16 protein-coding genes are annotated in these 17,617 nt (G+C 60.1%); 9 read left to right on the top strand and 7 right to left on the bottom strand.

Annotation, left to right across the window (positions count from 1 at the left end; genetic code table 11):
• Window positions 1-42: 42 nt before the first annotated feature.
• Both rnhA and ACWIKB_RS32145 read right to left on the bottom strand, forming a co-directional pair.
• On the bottom strand, window positions 43-504 hold the full coding sequence (gene rnhA / locus ACWIKB_RS32150) for a ribonuclease HI (protein WP_475271452.1): 462 nt from the start codon (window positions 502-504) through the stop codon (window positions 43-45).
• Between the two features lie 90 nt (window positions 505-594).
• Complete coding sequence (locus tag ACWIKB_RS32145) at window positions 595-1,353, bottom strand: methyltransferase domain-containing protein (protein ID WP_475271451.1); 759 nt, start codon at window positions 1,351-1,353, stop codon at window positions 595-597.
• Between the two features lie 65 nt (window positions 1,354-1,418).
• On the opposite strand from ACWIKB_RS32145, the gene gloB reads away from it, so the two are divergent.
• From gloB to ACWIKB_RS32100, 9 genes are all read left to right on the top strand, one after another.
• On the top strand, window positions 1,419-2,186 hold the full coding sequence (gloB, locus tag ACWIKB_RS32140; protein ID WP_475271450.1) for a hydroxyacylglutathione hydrolase: 768 nt from the start codon (window positions 1,419-1,421) through the stop codon (window positions 2,184-2,186).
• A gap of 99 nt (window positions 2,187-2,285) precedes the next feature.
• Complete coding sequence (locus ACWIKB_RS32135) at window positions 2,286-3,749, top strand: transglycosylase SLT domain-containing protein (protein ID WP_475271449.1); 1,464 nt, start codon at window positions 2,286-2,288, stop codon at window positions 3,747-3,749.
• A gap of 374 nt (window positions 3,750-4,123) precedes the next feature.
• Window positions 4,124-5,932, top strand: coding sequence for an extracellular solute-binding protein (locus ACWIKB_RS32130; protein WP_475271468.1), 1,809 nt, complete (start codon window positions 4,124-4,126; stop codon window positions 5,930-5,932).
• Window positions 5,929-7,770 (top strand): extracellular solute-binding protein, encoded by a 1,842-nt coding sequence (locus ACWIKB_RS32125; RefSeq protein WP_475271448.1) that lies wholly within the window; start codon window positions 5,929-5,931, stop codon window positions 7,768-7,770. The genes ACWIKB_RS32130 and ACWIKB_RS32125 overlap by 4 nt, the downstream gene beginning before the upstream one ends.
• A gap of 3 nt (window positions 7,771-7,773) precedes the next feature.
• Window positions 7,774-8,847, top strand: coding sequence for a microcin C ABC transporter permease YejB (locus ACWIKB_RS32120; RefSeq protein WP_475271447.1), 1,074 nt, complete (start codon window positions 7,774-7,776; stop codon window positions 8,845-8,847).
• Between the two features lies 1 nt (window position 8,848).
• Window positions 8,849-9,868 (top strand): ABC transporter permease, encoded by a 1,020-nt coding sequence (locus ACWIKB_RS32115; RefSeq protein ID WP_475271446.1) that lies wholly within the window; start codon window positions 8,849-8,851, stop codon window positions 9,866-9,868.
• Between the two features lies 1 nt (window position 9,869).
• The gene (locus ACWIKB_RS32110) at window positions 9,870-11,480 is read left to right on the top strand and encodes an ABC transporter ATP-binding protein (RefSeq protein WP_213939220.1); all 1,611 of its coding nucleotides are present in this window, start codon (window positions 9,870-9,872) and stop codon (window positions 11,478-11,480) included.
• 21 nt (window positions 11,481-11,501) lie between these two features.
• On the top strand, window positions 11,502-12,296 hold the full coding sequence (gene fabI, locus ACWIKB_RS32105; protein ID WP_133836158.1) for an enoyl-ACP reductase FabI: 795 nt from the start codon (window positions 11,502-11,504) through the stop codon (window positions 12,294-12,296).
• A gap of 258 nt (window positions 12,297-12,554) precedes the next feature.
• Entirely contained in the window at window positions 12,555-13,013 is a 459-nt protein-coding gene (locus tag ACWIKB_RS32100; RefSeq protein WP_475271445.1) for an REP-associated tyrosine transposase, read from the top strand.
• Window positions 13,014-13,197: 184 nt separating this feature from the next.
• On the opposite strand, the gene ACWIKB_RS32095 is transcribed toward ACWIKB_RS32100, so the two are convergent.
• The 5 genes from ACWIKB_RS32095 to ACWIKB_RS32075 form a co-directional block, all read right to left on the bottom strand.
• The gene (locus ACWIKB_RS32095) at window positions 13,198-13,440 is read right to left on the bottom strand and encodes a DUF1652 domain-containing protein (protein WP_475271444.1); all 243 of its coding nucleotides are present in this window, start codon (window positions 13,438-13,440) and stop codon (window positions 13,198-13,200) included.
• Window positions 13,441-13,558: 118 nt separating this feature from the next.
• Window positions 13,559-14,458 carry a polysaccharide deacetylase family protein gene (locus ACWIKB_RS32090; protein ID WP_475271443.1) on the bottom strand — a complete coding sequence of 300 codons (900 nt, stop codon included), beginning with the start codon at window positions 14,456-14,458 and terminating at the stop codon, window positions 13,559-13,561.
• Window positions 14,459-14,606: 148 nt separating this feature from the next.
• On the bottom strand, window positions 14,607-14,915 hold the full coding sequence (locus tag ACWIKB_RS32085; protein WP_475271442.1) for an AtuA-related protein: 309 nt from the start codon (window positions 14,913-14,915) through the stop codon (window positions 14,607-14,609).
• A complete protein-coding gene (locus tag ACWIKB_RS32080; protein WP_475271441.1) occupies window positions 14,912-16,276 on the bottom strand; it encodes an acyclic terpene utilization AtuA family protein in 1,365 nt (454 codons plus the stop codon). Before ACWIKB_RS32080 ends, ACWIKB_RS32085 begins: the two co-directional genes overlap by 4 nt.
• Window positions 16,276-17,568, bottom strand: coding sequence for a CitMHS family transporter (locus ACWIKB_RS32075; protein WP_475271440.1), 1,293 nt, complete (start codon window positions 17,566-17,568; stop codon window positions 16,276-16,278). Before ACWIKB_RS32075 ends, ACWIKB_RS32080 begins: the two co-directional genes overlap by 1 nt.
• Between the last annotated feature and the right edge of the window lie 49 nt (window positions 17,569-17,617).

The following is a 17,617-nucleotide window of genomic DNA, read 5'->3' as shown; positions in this document are numbered from 1 at the left end:
TCTTCGCGAGCAGACTCGCTCCTACAGTAGATCGGCGCTGGATCAGTCCTGCTTGTAACCGCGCACATCATCCACGCCACGGTTGGCCAACTGGTCGGCCCGCTCGTTGCCATGGTGGCCAATGTGCCCACGCACCCATTTCCAGGTCACGTTGTGGCGGTTGACCTGTTCGTCCAGCAGCTTCCACAGGTCGGCATTTTTAACCGGCTCTTTCGCCGCAGTCTTCCAGCCGCGTTTCTTCCAGTTGGCCATCCACTCGTTGATGCCTTTCATCACGTACTGCGAGTCAGTCACCAGCAGTACGTCGCAGGAACGCTTGAGTTCTTCCAGGCCCTTGATTGCGCCCATCAGTTCCATGCGGTTGTTGGTGGTATTGGCTTCGCCGCCCCAGAGTTCCTTTTCGACGCCCTTGCACACCAACAGTGCGCCCCAGCCGCCGGGGCCAGGGTTGCCTTTGCAGGCGCCATCAGTGAACAGTTCTACGCTATCGCTGCTATCGCTCATGCCAATCTATCCAGAAAATGCGGTGGCTCGCCGATCCAGGATCGACGATGCCCGAGGCCGGGCAAACCCGGCCGGGAAAATAAAGAGTGTTTACGGCTCGATATGGCGACGATTGACCTTAGCCATCGGCAACGGAATCAACTTGCCCATCGGCTCGCGCCGGGCCTGACGCACGGGCCGCAGCCCGACCGCAATCTTGCGCGCGACCAATAAATAGAAGCCGCCACCCGACAGTTGCCAGTCACCGGCCTTGCGCTCCCAACCCGCCAGACGGGCCTGCCATGTGGGCGACGCAAGCGGCGGACGATAGCACCCGAAGCGGCGTTTCTCCAGCGCGAAACCCAGCAGGTTCAGCCAGTCACCGACCCGCGACGGCGAAATGCAACGAGCCTTGCGCATAGCGTCGTGGGCGAACACATGCCGCAGGCCCCAACTGCTCCAGGGGTTAATGCCGATGATCAGCAAATGCCCGCCGGGCCGCACGCTGCTCGCCGCTTCGCGCAACAAACCGTGGGGCGACAGGCAGAAATCCAGCCCATGTTGCAACACCACCACGTCGGCGGCGTGCTCGCTCAAGGGCCAGGCCTGCTCTTCGCAGACAATCTCGACCCCGGGCAATGGCGCACCGAGTCTCACATTGCGCTGAACTTGCGGAGCCGACGGTGGCGTTTCGGCCGATGGACCGTAGTGCACCAGGTAGCCGCCAAAAAACCGGCCCAACTCGTCTTCGAGCATGCGCCGTTCTTCATCCAGCAGAAATTGCCCGATCGGGCCGGACAGCCATTCGCGGGCTGCGCTGATCAATGTCAGCCACTCAGGATCGGCCTGAGCGAACGCTTTATCGGTCATTGCATTCTCCAAAGCGCCAGGAAGTTCTAAGATGCGCCATTGTTTTCCGCTTGGCGAATCCGACGATGATACAGATCAGTGCCCTGCCCGCCTTCACCGACAACTACATCTGGTTGTTACAGGACCACCGCACCCAACGCTGCGCCGTGGTCGATCCGGGAGACGCCGCGCCGGTCCAGGCCTGGCTGGTGGCGCATCCGGGCTGGGTGCTCAGCGATATTCTGATCACTCACCATCATCATGACCACGTCGGCGGCGTCGAGCAGCTGAAAAAAGCAACTGACGCGACAGTCTATGGCCCGGCCAGTGAAACCATCCCGGCGCGGGACGTCGCGCTCAAGGACAACGACCGCATCAGCGTGCTCGGCTGGGATTTCGATGTCTACGCCGTCCCCGGCCATACACTCGGGCATATTGCCTTTTATCACCATGGCCTGTTGTTTTGCGGCGACACCTTGTTCGCCGCCGGTTGTGGCCGGTTGTTCGAAGGCACCCCGGAGCAGATGCACACCTCGCTGACGCGCCTGGCATCGTTGCCTGAGGACACGCTGGTCTATTGCACCCACGAATACACCCTGAGCAACCTGAGATTCGCCGCAGCGGTGGAACCGAACAATCCGGACACTGCCGCACGTCTGGAAAAAGTCAGCGCGCAACGTGAAGCCGCAATCATGACGCTGCCCTCTACGCTGGCGCTTGAAAAGCTCACCAACCCGTTTTTGCGTGTCGATGAAACATCCGTTAAAGAAAAAGTGGACGAACGGATTGGAACTCAAAACCGGGGTCCGAGTGCGGTTTTTGCTGCCTTGCGGGCTTGGAAAGATAAGTTCTAAGCTGGCTACCTATTGGTACAAAAATTCTGAATGGTTGACCGCGGGGGGTACGCTTTCTAGAATCCCCCGACATTTTTGCCCGGAACTTACTTCCAGCCAATGTCGTCACCTATTCGTAAAGCCATCAATTCAGACGCATTGACCCGCTTGGCTCAAGCCATCGCGGTGGCTGTGTCCGCCACTTTGGCGGGCTGTTCAAGCCATGTCCCGCAAACCGAAGCAACCCATACCCCGAATATTGCCGCGCGAGCCAAGCAGAAACCGATCTGGCTCAGCGAGAAACCAACCCCGCAAGTACCGCAGGATGTCTGGGAGCGCATGCGCCAGGGCTTCCAGCTGCAGGACGGCCTGGGCGTCAACCCGCGTATCGAGCAACAACGACTGTGGTTCGCCAGTAACCCGTCCTTCCTCGAAAACGCCGGCGAACGCGGCAGCCTGTACATTCACTACATCATTGAACGCCTTGAAGAACGCAACATGCCGCTGGAACTGGCGCTGCTGCCAGTGATTGAAAGCGCCTACAACCCGATGGCCTACTCCAGGGCCGACGCGGTGGGTCTTTGGCAATTCATTCCTTCCACCGGGCGTTACTACAACCTGCGTCAAACCCGTTTCTATGATGGCCGTCGCGATATCACCGCTTCGACCACCGCGGCCATGGACTACCTGACCCGCCTGCACGACATGTTCAACGGTGACTGGTTGCTGGCCCTCGCGGCCTATAACGCTGGCGAAGGCACAGTCAGCCGCGCCATCGAGCGTAACGAGAAGCTCGGCCTGCCAACCGACTACTGGAACTTGCCTCTACCGGCCGAAACCCAGGCCTACGTGCCGAAGTTGCTGGCCCTGTCGCAAGTGGTGCTGTCGCCAGAAGCCTACGGCGTGAACCTCAACCCGATCGCCAACGAACCGTACTTCCAGGTCGTCGAAATCAACCAGCGCATGGACCTGTCCAAGGTTGCCGCGGTGGCCAACATTGACGAAGACGAGCTGTTCCAGCTCAACCCAGCCTTCAAGCAGCGCACCACCATCGACGGTCCCCAGCATTTGCTGGTGCCGACGTCCAAGGCGCAGCTGCTGACTGCCAGCCTGTCGACCATGCGCCCCGAGGAGCTGATCAGCTCGCGACCACTCAAACCGGTGTTCGAAGGTGCTGATGACAACGAAATCGCCAAACTCAAGCGCGCCTACCGGGTGAAACGTGGTGATAACCTCGCCACCATCGCCAAGGCGAACAAGGTCGATGTCAAAGACCTGCAGCGCTGGAACAAGATGACCGGCAAGAATCTCAAGGTCGGTCAGACCCTGGTCATGCAGGACAACACCAAGCGCAGCGCCGGACGCATCAACACCGTCGTGGCCGCGAATGGCAAGTCGAAAGGCAAGGACAACGGCAAGACCGTCGCCAAGACCCAGCAGACCTACAAAGTCCAGCAAGGTGACTCGCTGTATATGGTTGCCAAACGTTTCAACGTTGAAATGCAACACCTCAAGCGCTGGAATCCACGGGTTGGCCAGGCGCTGAAGCCTGGGCAGATGCTGACGGTGTCTTCGCCACGCTAACAAAGAGCCCCTGAAATTCAGGGGCTTTTTTTTGCCCGGAATTTGCTAACCACTGCGTTCGCCTGTAGCAGCTGTCGAGCCTGCGAGGCTGCGTTCGGCTGCGAAGCAGTCGTAAACCTGAGCATGCAGTTTTCCTGACACACCGCGAGTACTGATTTCACGCCTGCTTCGCAGCCGAACGCAGCCTCGCAAGCTCGACAGCTGCTACAAACCGAACGCAGGCTCGACAGCGGCTACAAGCGGTCCGCACCCGCAATTAACAGCGCATTAAGCCCCTGTCTTTTTCCTGTCGATACAAGCTGTTACTGTACGGCCCACAAAGCCCAAGCCGCCTGGATCGGATCTCTGACTTGAAGCGTCCCCTCCTCCTTCTCCTGATCAGCCTGGCCTTGAGCCCCTGCGCCAGCGCGACGATCAGCGAAAGCCATGGTTATGCGCAGTTCGGCACGCTCAAGTACCCGGCCAGATTTACCCACTTCGACTGGGTCAACCCGCAAGCGCCCAAGGGCGGTACGTTGCGGGTAATGGCATTTGGCACCTTCGATACGCTCAACCCTTACACCTTCAAGGGTTCAAGCCCGGTTTCCACACCGAACTTCCTGCAGTACGGCATCAACGAGCTCAACGAACCGCTGATGGTTGGCACCGGCCAATACGCGCCGTCCGGCGACGAGCCGACTTCAAGTTATGGCCTGATCGCCCAGTCAGTGGAATACAGCGAGGACCGCAGTTGGGTGGTGTTCAACCTGCGCCCCGAAGCTCGATTTCACGACGGCACGCCGATCACGGCCTATGACGTGGCGTTTTCCTACCGTTTGCTGCTCAAGGAAGGCCATCCGCAGTACCGCACCGCCCTCCAGGAAGTGCTGCGGGTCGACATCCTCAACCCGCAACGCATCCGTTTTGTCTTCAAGCGCGCTGGCAATCCGTTGCAGATCCTGCGCCTGGGCGAGTTGCCGGTGCTGCCCCAACACTACTGGAAAGGTCGCGACTTCAAAGCCACCACCTTCGAGCCGCCGCTGGGCAGCGGGCCGTATCGCATCACCTCGGTGCAACCGGGACGCCAGATCATTTTTGAACGCGTCAAGGATTACTGGGGCAAGGACTTGGCGGTCAATCGCGGCAAGTACAATTTCGACCGCATGGAAGTCGAGTTCTACCGCGACAGCGATGTGGCCTTCGAAGCCTTCAAGGCGGGCGAATTCGATATCTACATCGAGCACCAGGCGAAGAACTGGGACAACGGCTACAACTTCCCGGCGGTGCGGCGCGGCGACGTGATCAAGGCGCAAATCGCGCACCAGATCCCGACCCAGAGCCAGGGCCTGTTCATGAACACCCGGCGCCCGACTTTTGCCGAGGTCAAGGTTCGCGAAGCGCTGGGGCTGATGTTCGATTTCGAGTGGACCAACCGCACCCTGTTCAGCGGCGCCTACAAGCGCGCCATGAGTTACTACCCCAACAGCGAGTTCGAAGCCACCGGGCTGCCGGTCGGTCACGAATGGCTGATGCTCAAGCCTTATCGCGAACAGTTACCCGCCAAGCTCTTCACCGAGCCCTTCAGCCTGCCGCAGACCGAAGGCCGCGGCATCCCCCGGGAAACCCTGCGCAAGGCCCTGGCCCTGCTCAGCGAGGCCGGCTGGAAGCTCAATGGCCAGCGCGTGCAGAACGCCGCCGGGCAACCGCTGAGGTTTGAAATTCTGTTGGTCAACCCGAACCTGGAACGCATCCTCCAGCCCTACGTCGAAAACCTCGCCAGCATCGGCATCGACGCACGGCTGCGCACGGTGGATCGCGCCCAGTACAAACAACGCCTGGATCAGTTCGATTTCGACATGATCCTGATGACCCTCAACCAGACTCTCAGCCCGGGCCTGGAGCAATGGCAGTATTTCCATTCCAGCCAGGTCGGGGTCAAGGGCAGCAAGAACTACGCTGGCATCGCCAACCCAGTGGTCGATCATTTGCTCGAACAATTGCTCGCCGCCCAAACCCGCGACGAACAGGTCGCCGCCGGCAAGGCCCTCGACCGCGTGCTGTTATGGCAGCACTACAGCATTCCCAACTGGTACCTCAATTATCATCGCCTGGCCTACCGCAACCGGTTGGCCTTCGTCACCACGCCGCCCTACACACTGGGCTTGAGCGCATGGTGGCTGAAGTCTTCGGAGAAAGATCAATGAAACCCGTACGCGCCCTGCTCCTGCAGGCCAGCGGTCTACTGTTCGCCGGGCTGGCCTGCGCCGCCCCGCAACATGCCTTGACCCTGTACAACGAGCCGCCGAAATACCCGGCCGACTTCAAACACTTCGATTACGTCAACCCGGACGCGCCCAAGGGCGGGATCTTCCGCCAGGCCGGCTTCGGCGGCTTTGACAGCCTCAACCCGTTTATCAGCAAAGGGGTTGCAGCTGACAACATCGATATGATCTACGACACCCTGGCCAAACAGGGCCTGGACGAACCGTTCAGCGAATACGGCCTGATCGCCGGCAAGATCGAAAAAGCGCCGGACAACAGCTGGGTGCGTTTCTACCTGCGCCCCGAAGCGCGGTTCCACGACGGCCACCCGGTGCGCGCTGAAGACGTGGTGTTCAGTTTCCAGACCTTGATCAAGGATGGCGCCCCACTCTATCGCGGGTATTACAACGATGTCGCCGACGTGGTCGCCGAAGACCCGCTCACGGTGCTGTTCAAGTTCAAGCACAGCAACAACCGCGAGCTGCCGCTGATCCTCGGCCAGTTGCCGGTCCTGCCGAAACACTGGTGGGCCACCCGCGACTTCAACAAGGGCAACCTGGAGATCCCGCTGGGCAGCGGCCCTTACAAAGTCAGCGAAGTGAAGGCCGGGCGTTCGGTGCGTTATGAACGGGTCAAGGACTACTGGGGTAAGGACCTGCCAGCCAACCGCGGCTTCTACAACTTCGATGTGATGACCACCGATTATTACCGCGACAACACCGTGGCTCTGGAAGCGCTCAAGGCCGGGCAGTTCGATTACTGGCTGGAGATGACCGCGAAGAACTGGGCCAACGCCTACAACATCCCGGCGGTGACCGAGGGGCGGCTGATCAAGGAACAAATCCCCAACGGCAACCCGACCGGCATGCAAGGCTTCGTCTTCAACCTGCGCCGCCCGGTGTTCCAGGACATCCGCGTGCGTCAGGCCCTGACGTTGTTGCTGGATTTTGAATGGACCAACAAGCAACTGTTCAACGGCGCCTACGCGCGCACCCGCAGTTATTTCGAAAACTCGGAAATGGCCGCCGCCGGCCTGCCAGACGCCGATCAGTTGGCGATCCTCGACCCGTTCCGCAGCAAGCTCCCGGCACAGGTGTTCAGCGAGGCGTTCGAGAACCCGACGACCGATGCCAGCGGCATGATCCGCACTCAGCAGCGCAAGGCCTATCAACTGTTGCAAGAGGCCGGCTGGCGAATCGTCGACGACAAAATGGTCGACGCCACCGACAAACCGGTAATCATCGAGTTCCTGCTAGCCCAGACTGAATTCGAACGGGTGCTGTTGCCGTTCAAGCGCAACCTCAGCGACCTTGGCATAGACCTGGTGATTCGCCGGGTCGACGTTTCGCAGTACATCAACCGCGTGCGCTCCCGGGATTTCGACATGATCGTCGGCAGCTTCCCGCAGTCCAATTCGCCGGGCAACGAACAGCGCGAATTCTGGATGTCCGCCGCCGCGGATAAACCCGGCAGCCGCAATTCCATGGGCCTGAAAGACCCGGTGGTGGACCAGTTGGTCGAGGAGTTGATCAACGCTGACTCGCGTAAAAGCCTGGTGGCCCATGCCCGGGCGCTGGACCGCGTGCTGCAATGGGGTTATTACGTGATCCCCAACTGGCACATCAAGACCTGGCGCGTGGCGTACTGGAATCACATCGGCCATCCAAAAGTCTCGCCCAAGTACGACGTCGGCATCGCCACCTGGTGGGTCAAGCCTGACGCCAAACCTGCGGTAGAAGTCGAAACCAAACTGCAAGCCGACCCTGCGGGCACGGAGTAATCAATGCTGGCGTATATTTTTCGGCGACTGCTGCTGATCATCCCGACCTTGTTCGGCATTTTGCTGATCAACTTCGTGATCATCCAGGCTGCCCCCGGCGGCCCGGTGGAACAGATGATCGCCAAGCTCGAAGGCTTCGAAGGCGCCACCAGCCGCATCGCCGGTGGCGGTGCCGAGGTCTCGGTTGCGGGTTCCGCCTATCGCGGTGCCCAAGGCCTGGACCCGGCGCTAGTCAAGGAAATCGAGCACATGTACGGCTTCGACAAGTCGGCGCCGGAACGCTTGTGGATCATGGTCAAGAACTACGCCACCCTGGATTTCGGCGACAGCTTCTTCCGCGACGCCAAGGTCATCGACCTGATCAAGGAAAAGATGCCGGTGTCGATCTCCCTCGGCCTGTGGAGCACGCTGATCATGTACCTGGTGTCGATCCCGCTGGGGATCGCCAAGGCCACGCGGCACGGTAGCCACTTCGACGTCTGGACCAGTTCGCTGATCATCGTCGGCTACGCGATCCCGGCGTTCCTGTTCGCCATCCTGCTGATCGTGGTGTTTGCCGGCGGCAGTTATTTCGACTGGTTCCCGCTACGCGGCCTGACCTCCAACAACTTCGCCGAGCTGAGCATGGGCGGCAAGATTCTCGATTACTTCTGGCACCTGGCATTGCCGGTGACGGCGCTGGTGATCGGCAACTTTGCGACCATGACCCTGCTGACCAAAAACAGCTTCCTCGATGAAATCAACAAACAGTACGTGGTCACCGCCAAGGCCAAAGGCCTGACCAATCACCGCGTGCTCTACGGCCACGTGTTCCGCAACGCAATGCTGTTGGTGATTGCAGGGTTCCCGTCGGCGTTTATCGGGATCTTCTTCACCGGTTCGCTGTTGGTGGAAGTGATTTTCTCCCTCGACGGCCTCGGTCTGATGAGTTTTGAAGCGGCGATCAACCGCGACTATCCCGTGGTGTTCGGCACGCTGTTTATCTTCACGCTGTTGGGGCTGGTGGTGAAACTGATCGGCGACCTCACCTACACCCTGGTCGATCCGCGCATCGACTTCGAACACCGGGAGCATTGAGATGAGCCTGTCCCCCCTCAATCGCCGGCGTTTCGAACTGTTCAAGGCCAACAAGCGTGGCTGGTGGTCGCTGTGGCTGTTTTTGATTCTGTTCGGCCTGAGCCTCGGTGCCGAGTTGATCGCCAACGACAAGCCGCTGGTGGTGCATTACGACAACGGTTGGTACTTCCCGGCGCTCAAGCGCTACCCGGAAACCACTTTCGGCGGCGAATTCCCGCTGGAAGCCAACTACAAGAGCCCGTACATCCGCGAACTGCTCAAGGCCAAGGACGCGTGGATTCTGTGGGCGCCAATCCCCTACAGCTACCAGAGCATCAACTACGACCTGAAAGTCCCGGCCCCGGCGCCACCGTCGACGGACAACCTGCTGGGCACCGACGATCAGGGCCGCGACGTGTTGGCCCGGGTGATCTACGGTTTCCGGATTTCGGTGTTGTTTGCCCTGACGCTGACCATTCTCAGCTCGATCATCGGCGTGATTGCCGGGGCCTTGCAGGGCTTTTATGGCGGCTGGGTCGATCTGGCCGGGCAGCGTTTCCTCGAGATCTGGTCCGGGCTGCCGGTGCTGTATCTGCTGATCATCCTCGCCAGTTTCGTGCAGCCGAACTTCTGGTGGCTGCTGGGGATAATGCTGCTTTTCTCGTGGATGAGCCTGGTAGACGTGGTGCGCGCCGAGTTCCTGCGCGGGCGTAATCTCGAATACGTGCGCGCGGCCCGGGCGCTGGGGATGCAGAATGGAGCGATCATGTTCCGCCACATTTTGCCCAACGCGATGGTCTCGACCATGACCTTTATGCCGTTCATCCTGACCGGCGCCATCGGCACCCTGACCGCCCTGGATTTCCTCGGCTTTGGTCTGCCAGCGGGCAGTCCGTCCCTGGGTGAGCTGGTGGCCCAGGGTAAATCCAACCTGCAAGCGCCGTGGCTGGGAATGAGCGCGTTTGCCGTGCTGGCCTTGATGTTGAGCTTGCTGGTGTTTATCGGCGAGTCCGCTCGCGATGCCTTCGACCCGAGGAAGTGAAATGAATCAGGACAATCTGATCGAAGTGCGCGACCTCGCCGTCGAATTTGTCGTCGGCGAACGCGTGCAGCGGGTGGTCGAAGGCGTCAGCTTCGATATCAAGCGTGGCGAAACCCTGGCGTTGGTGGGTGAAAGCGGCTCCGGCAAATCGGTGACCGCGCACTCGATCCTGCGCCTGCTGCCCTACCCGCTGGCCCGGCACCCGTCCGGCACCATCGAGTATTCCGGGCAAGACCTGCTGAGCCTGAAAGAGAAAACCATCCGTCACATCCGTGGTAACCGGATCGCGATGATCTTCCAGGAGCCGATGACCTCGCTCAATCCGCTGCACTCGATCGAGAAGCAGATCAACGAGGTACTGGGCATCCACAAGGGCCTGACCGGCAAAGTGGCGACCAAGCGCACGTTGGAATTGCTGGAGATGGTCGGTATTCCTGAGCCGCACAAGCGTCTGAAAGCTTTACCCCATGAACTCTCCGGCGGCCAACGGCAGCGGGTGATGATCGCCATGGCCCTGGCCAACGAGCCGGAACTGCTGATTGCCGACGAACCGACCACGGCTCTGGACGTAACCGTTCAGCTGAAAATCCTCGAATTACTCAAGGAATTACAGGCCCGTCTGGGCATGGCGTTGTTACTGATCAGTCACGATTTGAACCTGGTGCGAAGAATTGCGCATCGCGTATGTGTCATGCAGCGCGGTTGCATCGTCGAACAGGCATCGTGCGAAGAGTTGTTCCGCGCGCCGCAGCATCCGTACACTCGGGAACTGCTGGCAGCGGAGCCCAGCGGCAAGCCGGCGACCAACGTTATTGGCCCGCCATTGCTGCAGGTCGAGGACCTGAAAGTCTGGTTCCCGATCAAAAAAGGCTTCTTGAAAACCACGGTGGATTACATCAAGGCGGTGGACGGAATCAATTTCAGCCTGCCTCAGGGCCAGACTCTGGGGATCGTGGGAGAAAGCGGTTCCGGTAAATCGACGCTCGGCCTCGCGATTTTGCGGCTGATCGGCAGCAAAGGAGGCATCCGTTTTGAAGGCAAGCAGCTAGACTGCCTGACGCAGAACGAGGTTCGGCCGTTGCGCCGCGAGATGCAGGTGGTGTTCCAGGACCCGTTCGGCAGCCTGAGCCCGCGGATGTGCGTGAGCCAGATCGTCGGCGAAGGCCTGCGGATCCACAAGATGGGCACCGAGGCGGAACAGGAACAAGCGATTATTGCGGCATTGAAGGAGGTAGGCCTGGACCCGGAAAGCCGGAACCGCTACCCCCACGAATTTTCCGGCGGGCAACGGCAGAGAATCGCCATTGCCCGGGCATTAGTGCTAAAACCGGCGTTGATCCTGCTGGACGAGCCGACATCGGCCCTCGACCGGACAGTGCAACGCCAAGTGGTGGAGCTGTTGCGGTCACTGCAAACCAAGTACAACCTGACGTATCTGTTTATCAGCCATGACCTGGCTGTCGTCAAAGCGCTGAGCCACCAGTTGATGGTGGTCAAGCATGGCCAAGTGGTCGAACAGGGAGACGCGCAAAGTATCTTTGCCGCCCCCCAACATCCGTATACACAGCAGTTGCTGGAAGCCGCTTTCCTGGCACCAGCCACTGCGCAATAACCTGAAAGAGAGGAGCAACACATGGGTTTTCTCGCCGGTAAGCGCGTACTGATCGTCGGTGTCGCCAGCAAGCTGTCCATCGCATCCGGCATCGCTGCCGCCATGCATCGCGAGGGCGCTGAGCTTGCCTTCACTTATCAGAACGACAAACTGAAAGGTCGTGTTGAAGAATTCGCACAAGGCTGGGGCTCGAGCCCTGAGCTGTGCTTCCCGTGCGACGTGGCCAGCGATGAAGAAATCGCCAAGGTCTTTGAAGCACTGAGCAAGAAGTGGGATGGCCTGGACGTGATCGTTCACTCCGTCGGCTTCGCCCCGGGCGACCAACTGGACGGCGACTTCACTGAAGCCACCACCCGTGAAGGTTTCCGCATTGCTCACGACATCAGCGCCTACAGCTTCGTGGCCCTGGCCAAGGCTGGCCGCGAAATGATGAAAGGCCGCAATGGCAGCCTGCTGACCCTGTCGTACCTGGGCGCCGAGCGCACCATGCCGAATTACAACGTAATGGGCATGGCCAAGGCTTCCCTGGAAGCGGGCGTACGTTACCTGGCCGGCTCCCTGGGCCCGGAAGGCACTCGCGTCAACGCTGTATCGGCTGGCCCGATCCGCACCCTCGCTGCTTCCGGCATCAAGAACTTCCGCAAGATGCTGGCCGCCAACGAAGCGCAAACCCCGCTGCGTCGTAACGTCACCATCGACGAAGTCGGCAACGCCGGCGCCTTCCTGTGCTCGGACCTGGCGTCCGGCATCAGCGGCGAAATCATGTACGTAGACGGTGGTTTCAACACCACTGCAATGGGCAATATCGAAGAGTGATCTTCGGTTAGCGCATAAAAAACCCGCCGGTTATGGCGGGTTTTTTTATGGGTTCAAGATCAAAAGATCGCAGCCTTCGGCAGCTCCTACGGGGGTTGTGTACATCCGCCGATCTGATGTCGTACGCGGTCACTGTAGGCGCTGCCGAAGGCTGCGATCTTTAGGCGCACTTGAAATATCCCGAAAACGCTTTGGCCAACGACAGAAATTGCATCGACTAACGTTCATTTGCAAACACATCTCAAGGAGGGCAAAGGAATGCCTGTCGCTGCAAATGGATGTCGCCTGCGCAAGGCCCGCATTACTGAATCAGGTCGTATCTACCTGCTGACCGCCGTGACTGAACAACGTCAACCAGTGTTCGCCGATTGGCGGTTGGGGCGGCTTCTGGTCGATCAGTTGCGCCATGCTGATCAAACCTCTTGGGTCACATCCATGGCTTGGGTCGTGATGCCGGATCATTTGCATTGGCTGGTGGAATTGCATCACGGCACGTTGGCCGAGCTGATGTGCCGCATCAAATCCAGAAGCAGTCGCTCAATCAATCTTGCGCGCTGCAGCCAAGGCCGAATATGGCAACGGGGGTATTACGACCGCGCGTTACGTCGTGATGAAGATATCAAGGATGCGGCACGGTACATCGTCCTGAATCCTTTGCGTGCGGGGTTGGTAAGGCGAGTGGGTGATTACCCTTTGTGGGATGCCATTTGGTTTTGAAACAGCAAGATCAAACGATCGCGGCGTTCGGCAGCTCCTACGGGAGTTGTGTACATCCACCAATCTGATGTCGTACGCGGTCACTGTAGGAGCTGCCGAAGGCTGCGATCTTTTGATTTGGTTTTTTACAATCAAGATCAAAAGATCGCAGCCTTCGGCAGCTCCTACATGGTCGGTGGTGCTTTTAGCCAGCAAACGCCCGACGCCCCGCGCGCATTTCGGTGCGGAGTTCGCCGATCAGGTTGGAAATATCGCGAACGGTGGTCAGTTGCGCCGGCGAAACCCCGGTGATCAATAGGTCGATCCGCCCGGTGGCAGGCTCGAAGACCTTGATCCGTAGGGTGCCGTCGGGGTTCACCGTGCAGTCGCACGAGAGCGGCTGAAAACCGGATGTCACGATGCGGCAAAGCTCTGGAATCGGAACCAAGACGGGGGCCTCCATGGCGGTTGATCGGATTCAACCCGATCAGCATAGATAGGCTTTCACCGTCCTGCATCGCGAATGCCAACAATAAGTGTTATCGGCGTCTCACTTTGGCGAGCGTTTAATGGCTGTCTCCGTCCCAGAGCCAATTCCAGATGCCCGGCAATTGCACCGGTTCCGCACTTTCGGTGACGGTGCGGGCCATGGCCGCTCTCAACAGTTGCCCTTGGTCATCGTAAAACGGCTTCGGCGCGGTGTTCACCCCGGTAGCCTTGGCGCTGTCGAGCAGGATTTGCAGGTATTCGCGGGTATGCCGGGCGGTGTAGCGATTGAGGTCGTGAAAGGTCACGACCACCGGAATCACCCCGTCCACCGTGGGCAGTTCACCCTGGGCGATACGCTCACGAATTTCCGATAACTGGCGCAGCATGTTCGCCCGGCGCCGGGGGCTGGCGTTGAAGCCCCAGATCTTGCCGTCATTCGCGCTCACGTCGGTCAACAACACGTGCATGCCATGCCGCTGATAGGCAGCGAAGGTGCGCTTGTCATAATTCCAGAACGGCGGACGCACCAGGCTCGGTGGCGCGCCGGTGATCGCGGCGATGGCGACGCTGCCGTTGCTCAGGGATTGTTCCAGGTCTTCAGGGCTCAACGAACGATGATTGGTGTGGAAATGCGTAGCCGTGTGAAAGCCGAGGATCTGCCCTTCGGCATGCTCGCGCTGCATGACTCGCCGGCCGATATCGCTATTTCCAGCCCGGGGTGCACCGGTCTGAACGAAGAACACCGCTTTGATATTCGGCTGCAGCGGATTTTGCGCGAGACCGTCGAGCACAGTGTCGGTCGGGTTCCAGAAGCTTGAGGCGCTGGGGCCGTCATCGAAGGTCAGCAGAAAACGGACCGGCGCCTGGGTTTGCAGACGCTGTTGTGTCTGCGGCGTCAGTTCGATGGGCGACGCGATGCAGCCCGTCAACCCGATAGCCAGGGCAAGCGCCGATAGAACCTTGAACAATTGCGTCATGTTTTGCCTTGGGCCAGACCGTTGCGGTCGTCACGTTAATGGCAAAAACCCCTCGCCCGGTGATCCTCCAATGGGCCCGCCGGTGCCGGCGAGCTCAGGTTGGAACAGGGTACACAGTTTTGGTTCAAGTGCCGCTATATCAGGTGTTTCATAGCTCCAGATCGAGCAACGCAGCCCCCAATGCCTTGCCGTGGGCGTCAAGGGCCAGGGATCGAGTGACGCCACCACGCAAGATACCGGGCAACACGAAATTCAGCGCCTGGACGTTGGCCAATTCGTAGCGGCGCACCGGCGGGGCTTGCGGGTCCAGCAGCTCGGCAAAGTACGCGGTGACCCGCTCCACCGTCAGCCATTCACACAAGCGTGGATAGTCCTCGGCCCGGAAAGCAATCACCGAGATGTTTGAAGTATCACCCTTGTCCCCGGTTCGGGAATGAGCCAGTTCGCGCAGTTTCATGCCAAGTCCTCCGAATGAATCTGCAACGTGACAGCATCGCGCGGCAAGAACAGCGAAGCCACCGCCACCACCTGACGTACCAACTTACTCGCCCCGCCGCCGCCATAAGGCCCGTTGGTGTACAACGTTTCCACCTCATTACCAATTCGCACAGCCTCGGCGCGATCAGCGCAACGGGCCGCAACTCGCAGGCGCACTTCCCAAGGTTCGCTGTCCGCCCGCGACCCCAAGTCCGAACCGTGCAAGGCATCGACGCCAATCAACTCGGCACGGATCTCTTCAAACACCACGCCCGTCAGCTTCAAACGTTCCAGCACCACTTCACGCGCCAGTCGCCCTCGCGCCAGCGCGCCCGGCCCACCATAGGAAATCTGCCCCTCGCCAATCCAGCCATCCAGATAACCCACCGAGACTTTCAGCGACTGCGGTCGCGCCCGGCCGTCAGCACCTGACGCCAACACCCGATCCGGCCCTTGAACGCTGAAGGACACGCCGGAAAAATCGGCGCTGACATCCGGCGTGAGATACGCCGCAGGGTCATGCACTTCGTAGATCATCTGCTCGGTGCAGGTCGCGGTATCGATGCGTCCGCCGGACCCGGCGACCTTGCTGATGACTGCGCGCCCCGTGGCATCCACCTCGGCCAACGGGAACCCCAGGCGCGCCAGATCCGGCACATCCTTGAACCCCGGATCGGCGAAGTAACCACCGCTGATCTGTCCGGCACATTCGAGCAAATGCCCGACCAACGTACCGCGCCCGAGCAACGGCCAATCGTCCGCCGCCCAGCCAAATTCGAACATCTGCGGCGCGAGGAACAGCGACGGGTCCGCCACGCGACCGGTGATCACCACGTCGGCATCGGCGCGCAACGCCTCGATAATGCCGTCCACCCCCAGATAGGCATTGGCGGAAATCAGGCGCTCGCCCAGGGACGCCAGAGTCTTGCCGTTATCCAGCGTCTGCGACGGATCGACCAGCAACGTCGCCAGTACATCGTCACCAGTCAGCGCGACCACTTTCAGCCCCGACAAGCCCAATTCCCCGGCAATGCGCCGCACTTCCTGCGCCGCCGCCAACGGGTTGGCCGCGCCCATGTTGGTGATCACCCGCAAGCGCCGGCGCTGCCCCTCGGCGCCGCGCCCGACAAAGGGCAGCACCCGGCGCATGCGTTCGCCCAGCAGCGGATCAAAGCCTGCTTGCGGATCGAGTAATCGCGCCTGTTGTGCCAAGGCAATGGTGCGCTCGGCCAGGCATTCGAACACCAGATAATCCAGATCGCCGTGCTCGGCCAGTTCCATCGCCGGTTCAATGCGGTCGCCGGAGTAACCGGCACCGGAACCGATGCGTAAGGTTTTCATTAGAAGACTCCAAAGAGCAGCGCGGTCAGGGTCATCAGCACCGAGGCCGCGAACAGAAACGGGATGGTGAAACGCTGGTGATCTGCCAACTCGATCTTGCACAGTCCCACCAAGAGAAAGGTCGCCGGGGTCAGCGGGCTGACCGGGAACCCGGTGGTGTGCACGCCGAGCAGCGAGGCCTGGGCCACTTGCAGCGGATCGACACCGAGGGCGCGGCCGACTTCGGCCACCACCGGCATGATGCCGAAGTAGAAGGAGTCCGGATCGAACAGCAGGCTCAACGGCATCGAGATAAAGCCCACCACCATCGGAATCAGCTTGCCGTGACCGGCGGGAATCTGCGCCACCGCGACCTCGGCCATGGCCTTGAGCATGCCACTGCCCTGCATGATCCCGGTGAACACCCCGGCGGCCAGAAGAATACTCGCCATGGTCAGCGCGGTTTTCGCATGCGCATCGATGCGCGCCCGTTGCGCATCGACGTTCGGGTAGTTGATGCACAAAGCGAGTACCGTGCCGAGCATGAACATCACCACCGGATCGACGACCCCGGCAATCATCACGCCCATCACCACCACCGTCAGCACCAGATTGAGCCAGAACAAGCGCGGCTTGCGCAGGGCCACTTCAGCCTCGGTCAACACCCGTTGTGGCATCACGTCCACCACGGCTCCAGCGCCCAGCCCCAGGCGTTTTTCTTCGCGTCGGCCGAGGAACCAGGCGCAACTGAAGACGAAGATCAGACCGACGATCTGCACCGGAATCAATGGCTGAAACAGGTCGGCCACCGGTACATGCAAAGCTGCCGAAGAACGCAAAACCGGACCGGTCCACGGCAAGAAGTTAACCCCCGCCGCCATCGCCGTGACGCAAGCGAGGATGCGTTTATCCATGCCGAGTCGCGTGTACAACGGCAGCATGGCCGGGATGGTCACGAGGAAGGTCACCGCCCCGGAACCATCCAGATGCACCAGCAACGCCAACAACGCGGTGCCCATGACGATGCGGGTCGGGCGAGTACCGACGCGTTTGAGGATGCGATCAATGATCGGGTCGAGCATCCCGGCGTCGGTCATCACGCCGAAAAACAGAATCGCGAACACAAACATCCCGACCACTGGGGCGACGTTTTTGATCCCGGTAATGATGAAGGCGCTGGTTTGCAGGCCGAAACCACCGAGCAGCGCGGCAACGATCGGCAAGGCGATCAGCGCAACCAGTGGCGACAGGCGTTTGCTCATCACTGCAACGAGCAAACAGAGAATGGTGATGACACCGAGTGTGGCAAGCATGGGCAGGTCCTGTTCGGCATTTCTGCTCGCGGCGGCGATGAAATGCGCT

The sequence above is a fragment of the Pseudomonas sp. 5Vm1k genome (assembly GCF_056161485.1).
Note: the sequence above shows the minus strand (reverse complement) of the source record. Positions and strands in the feature narration are given on the sequence as shown.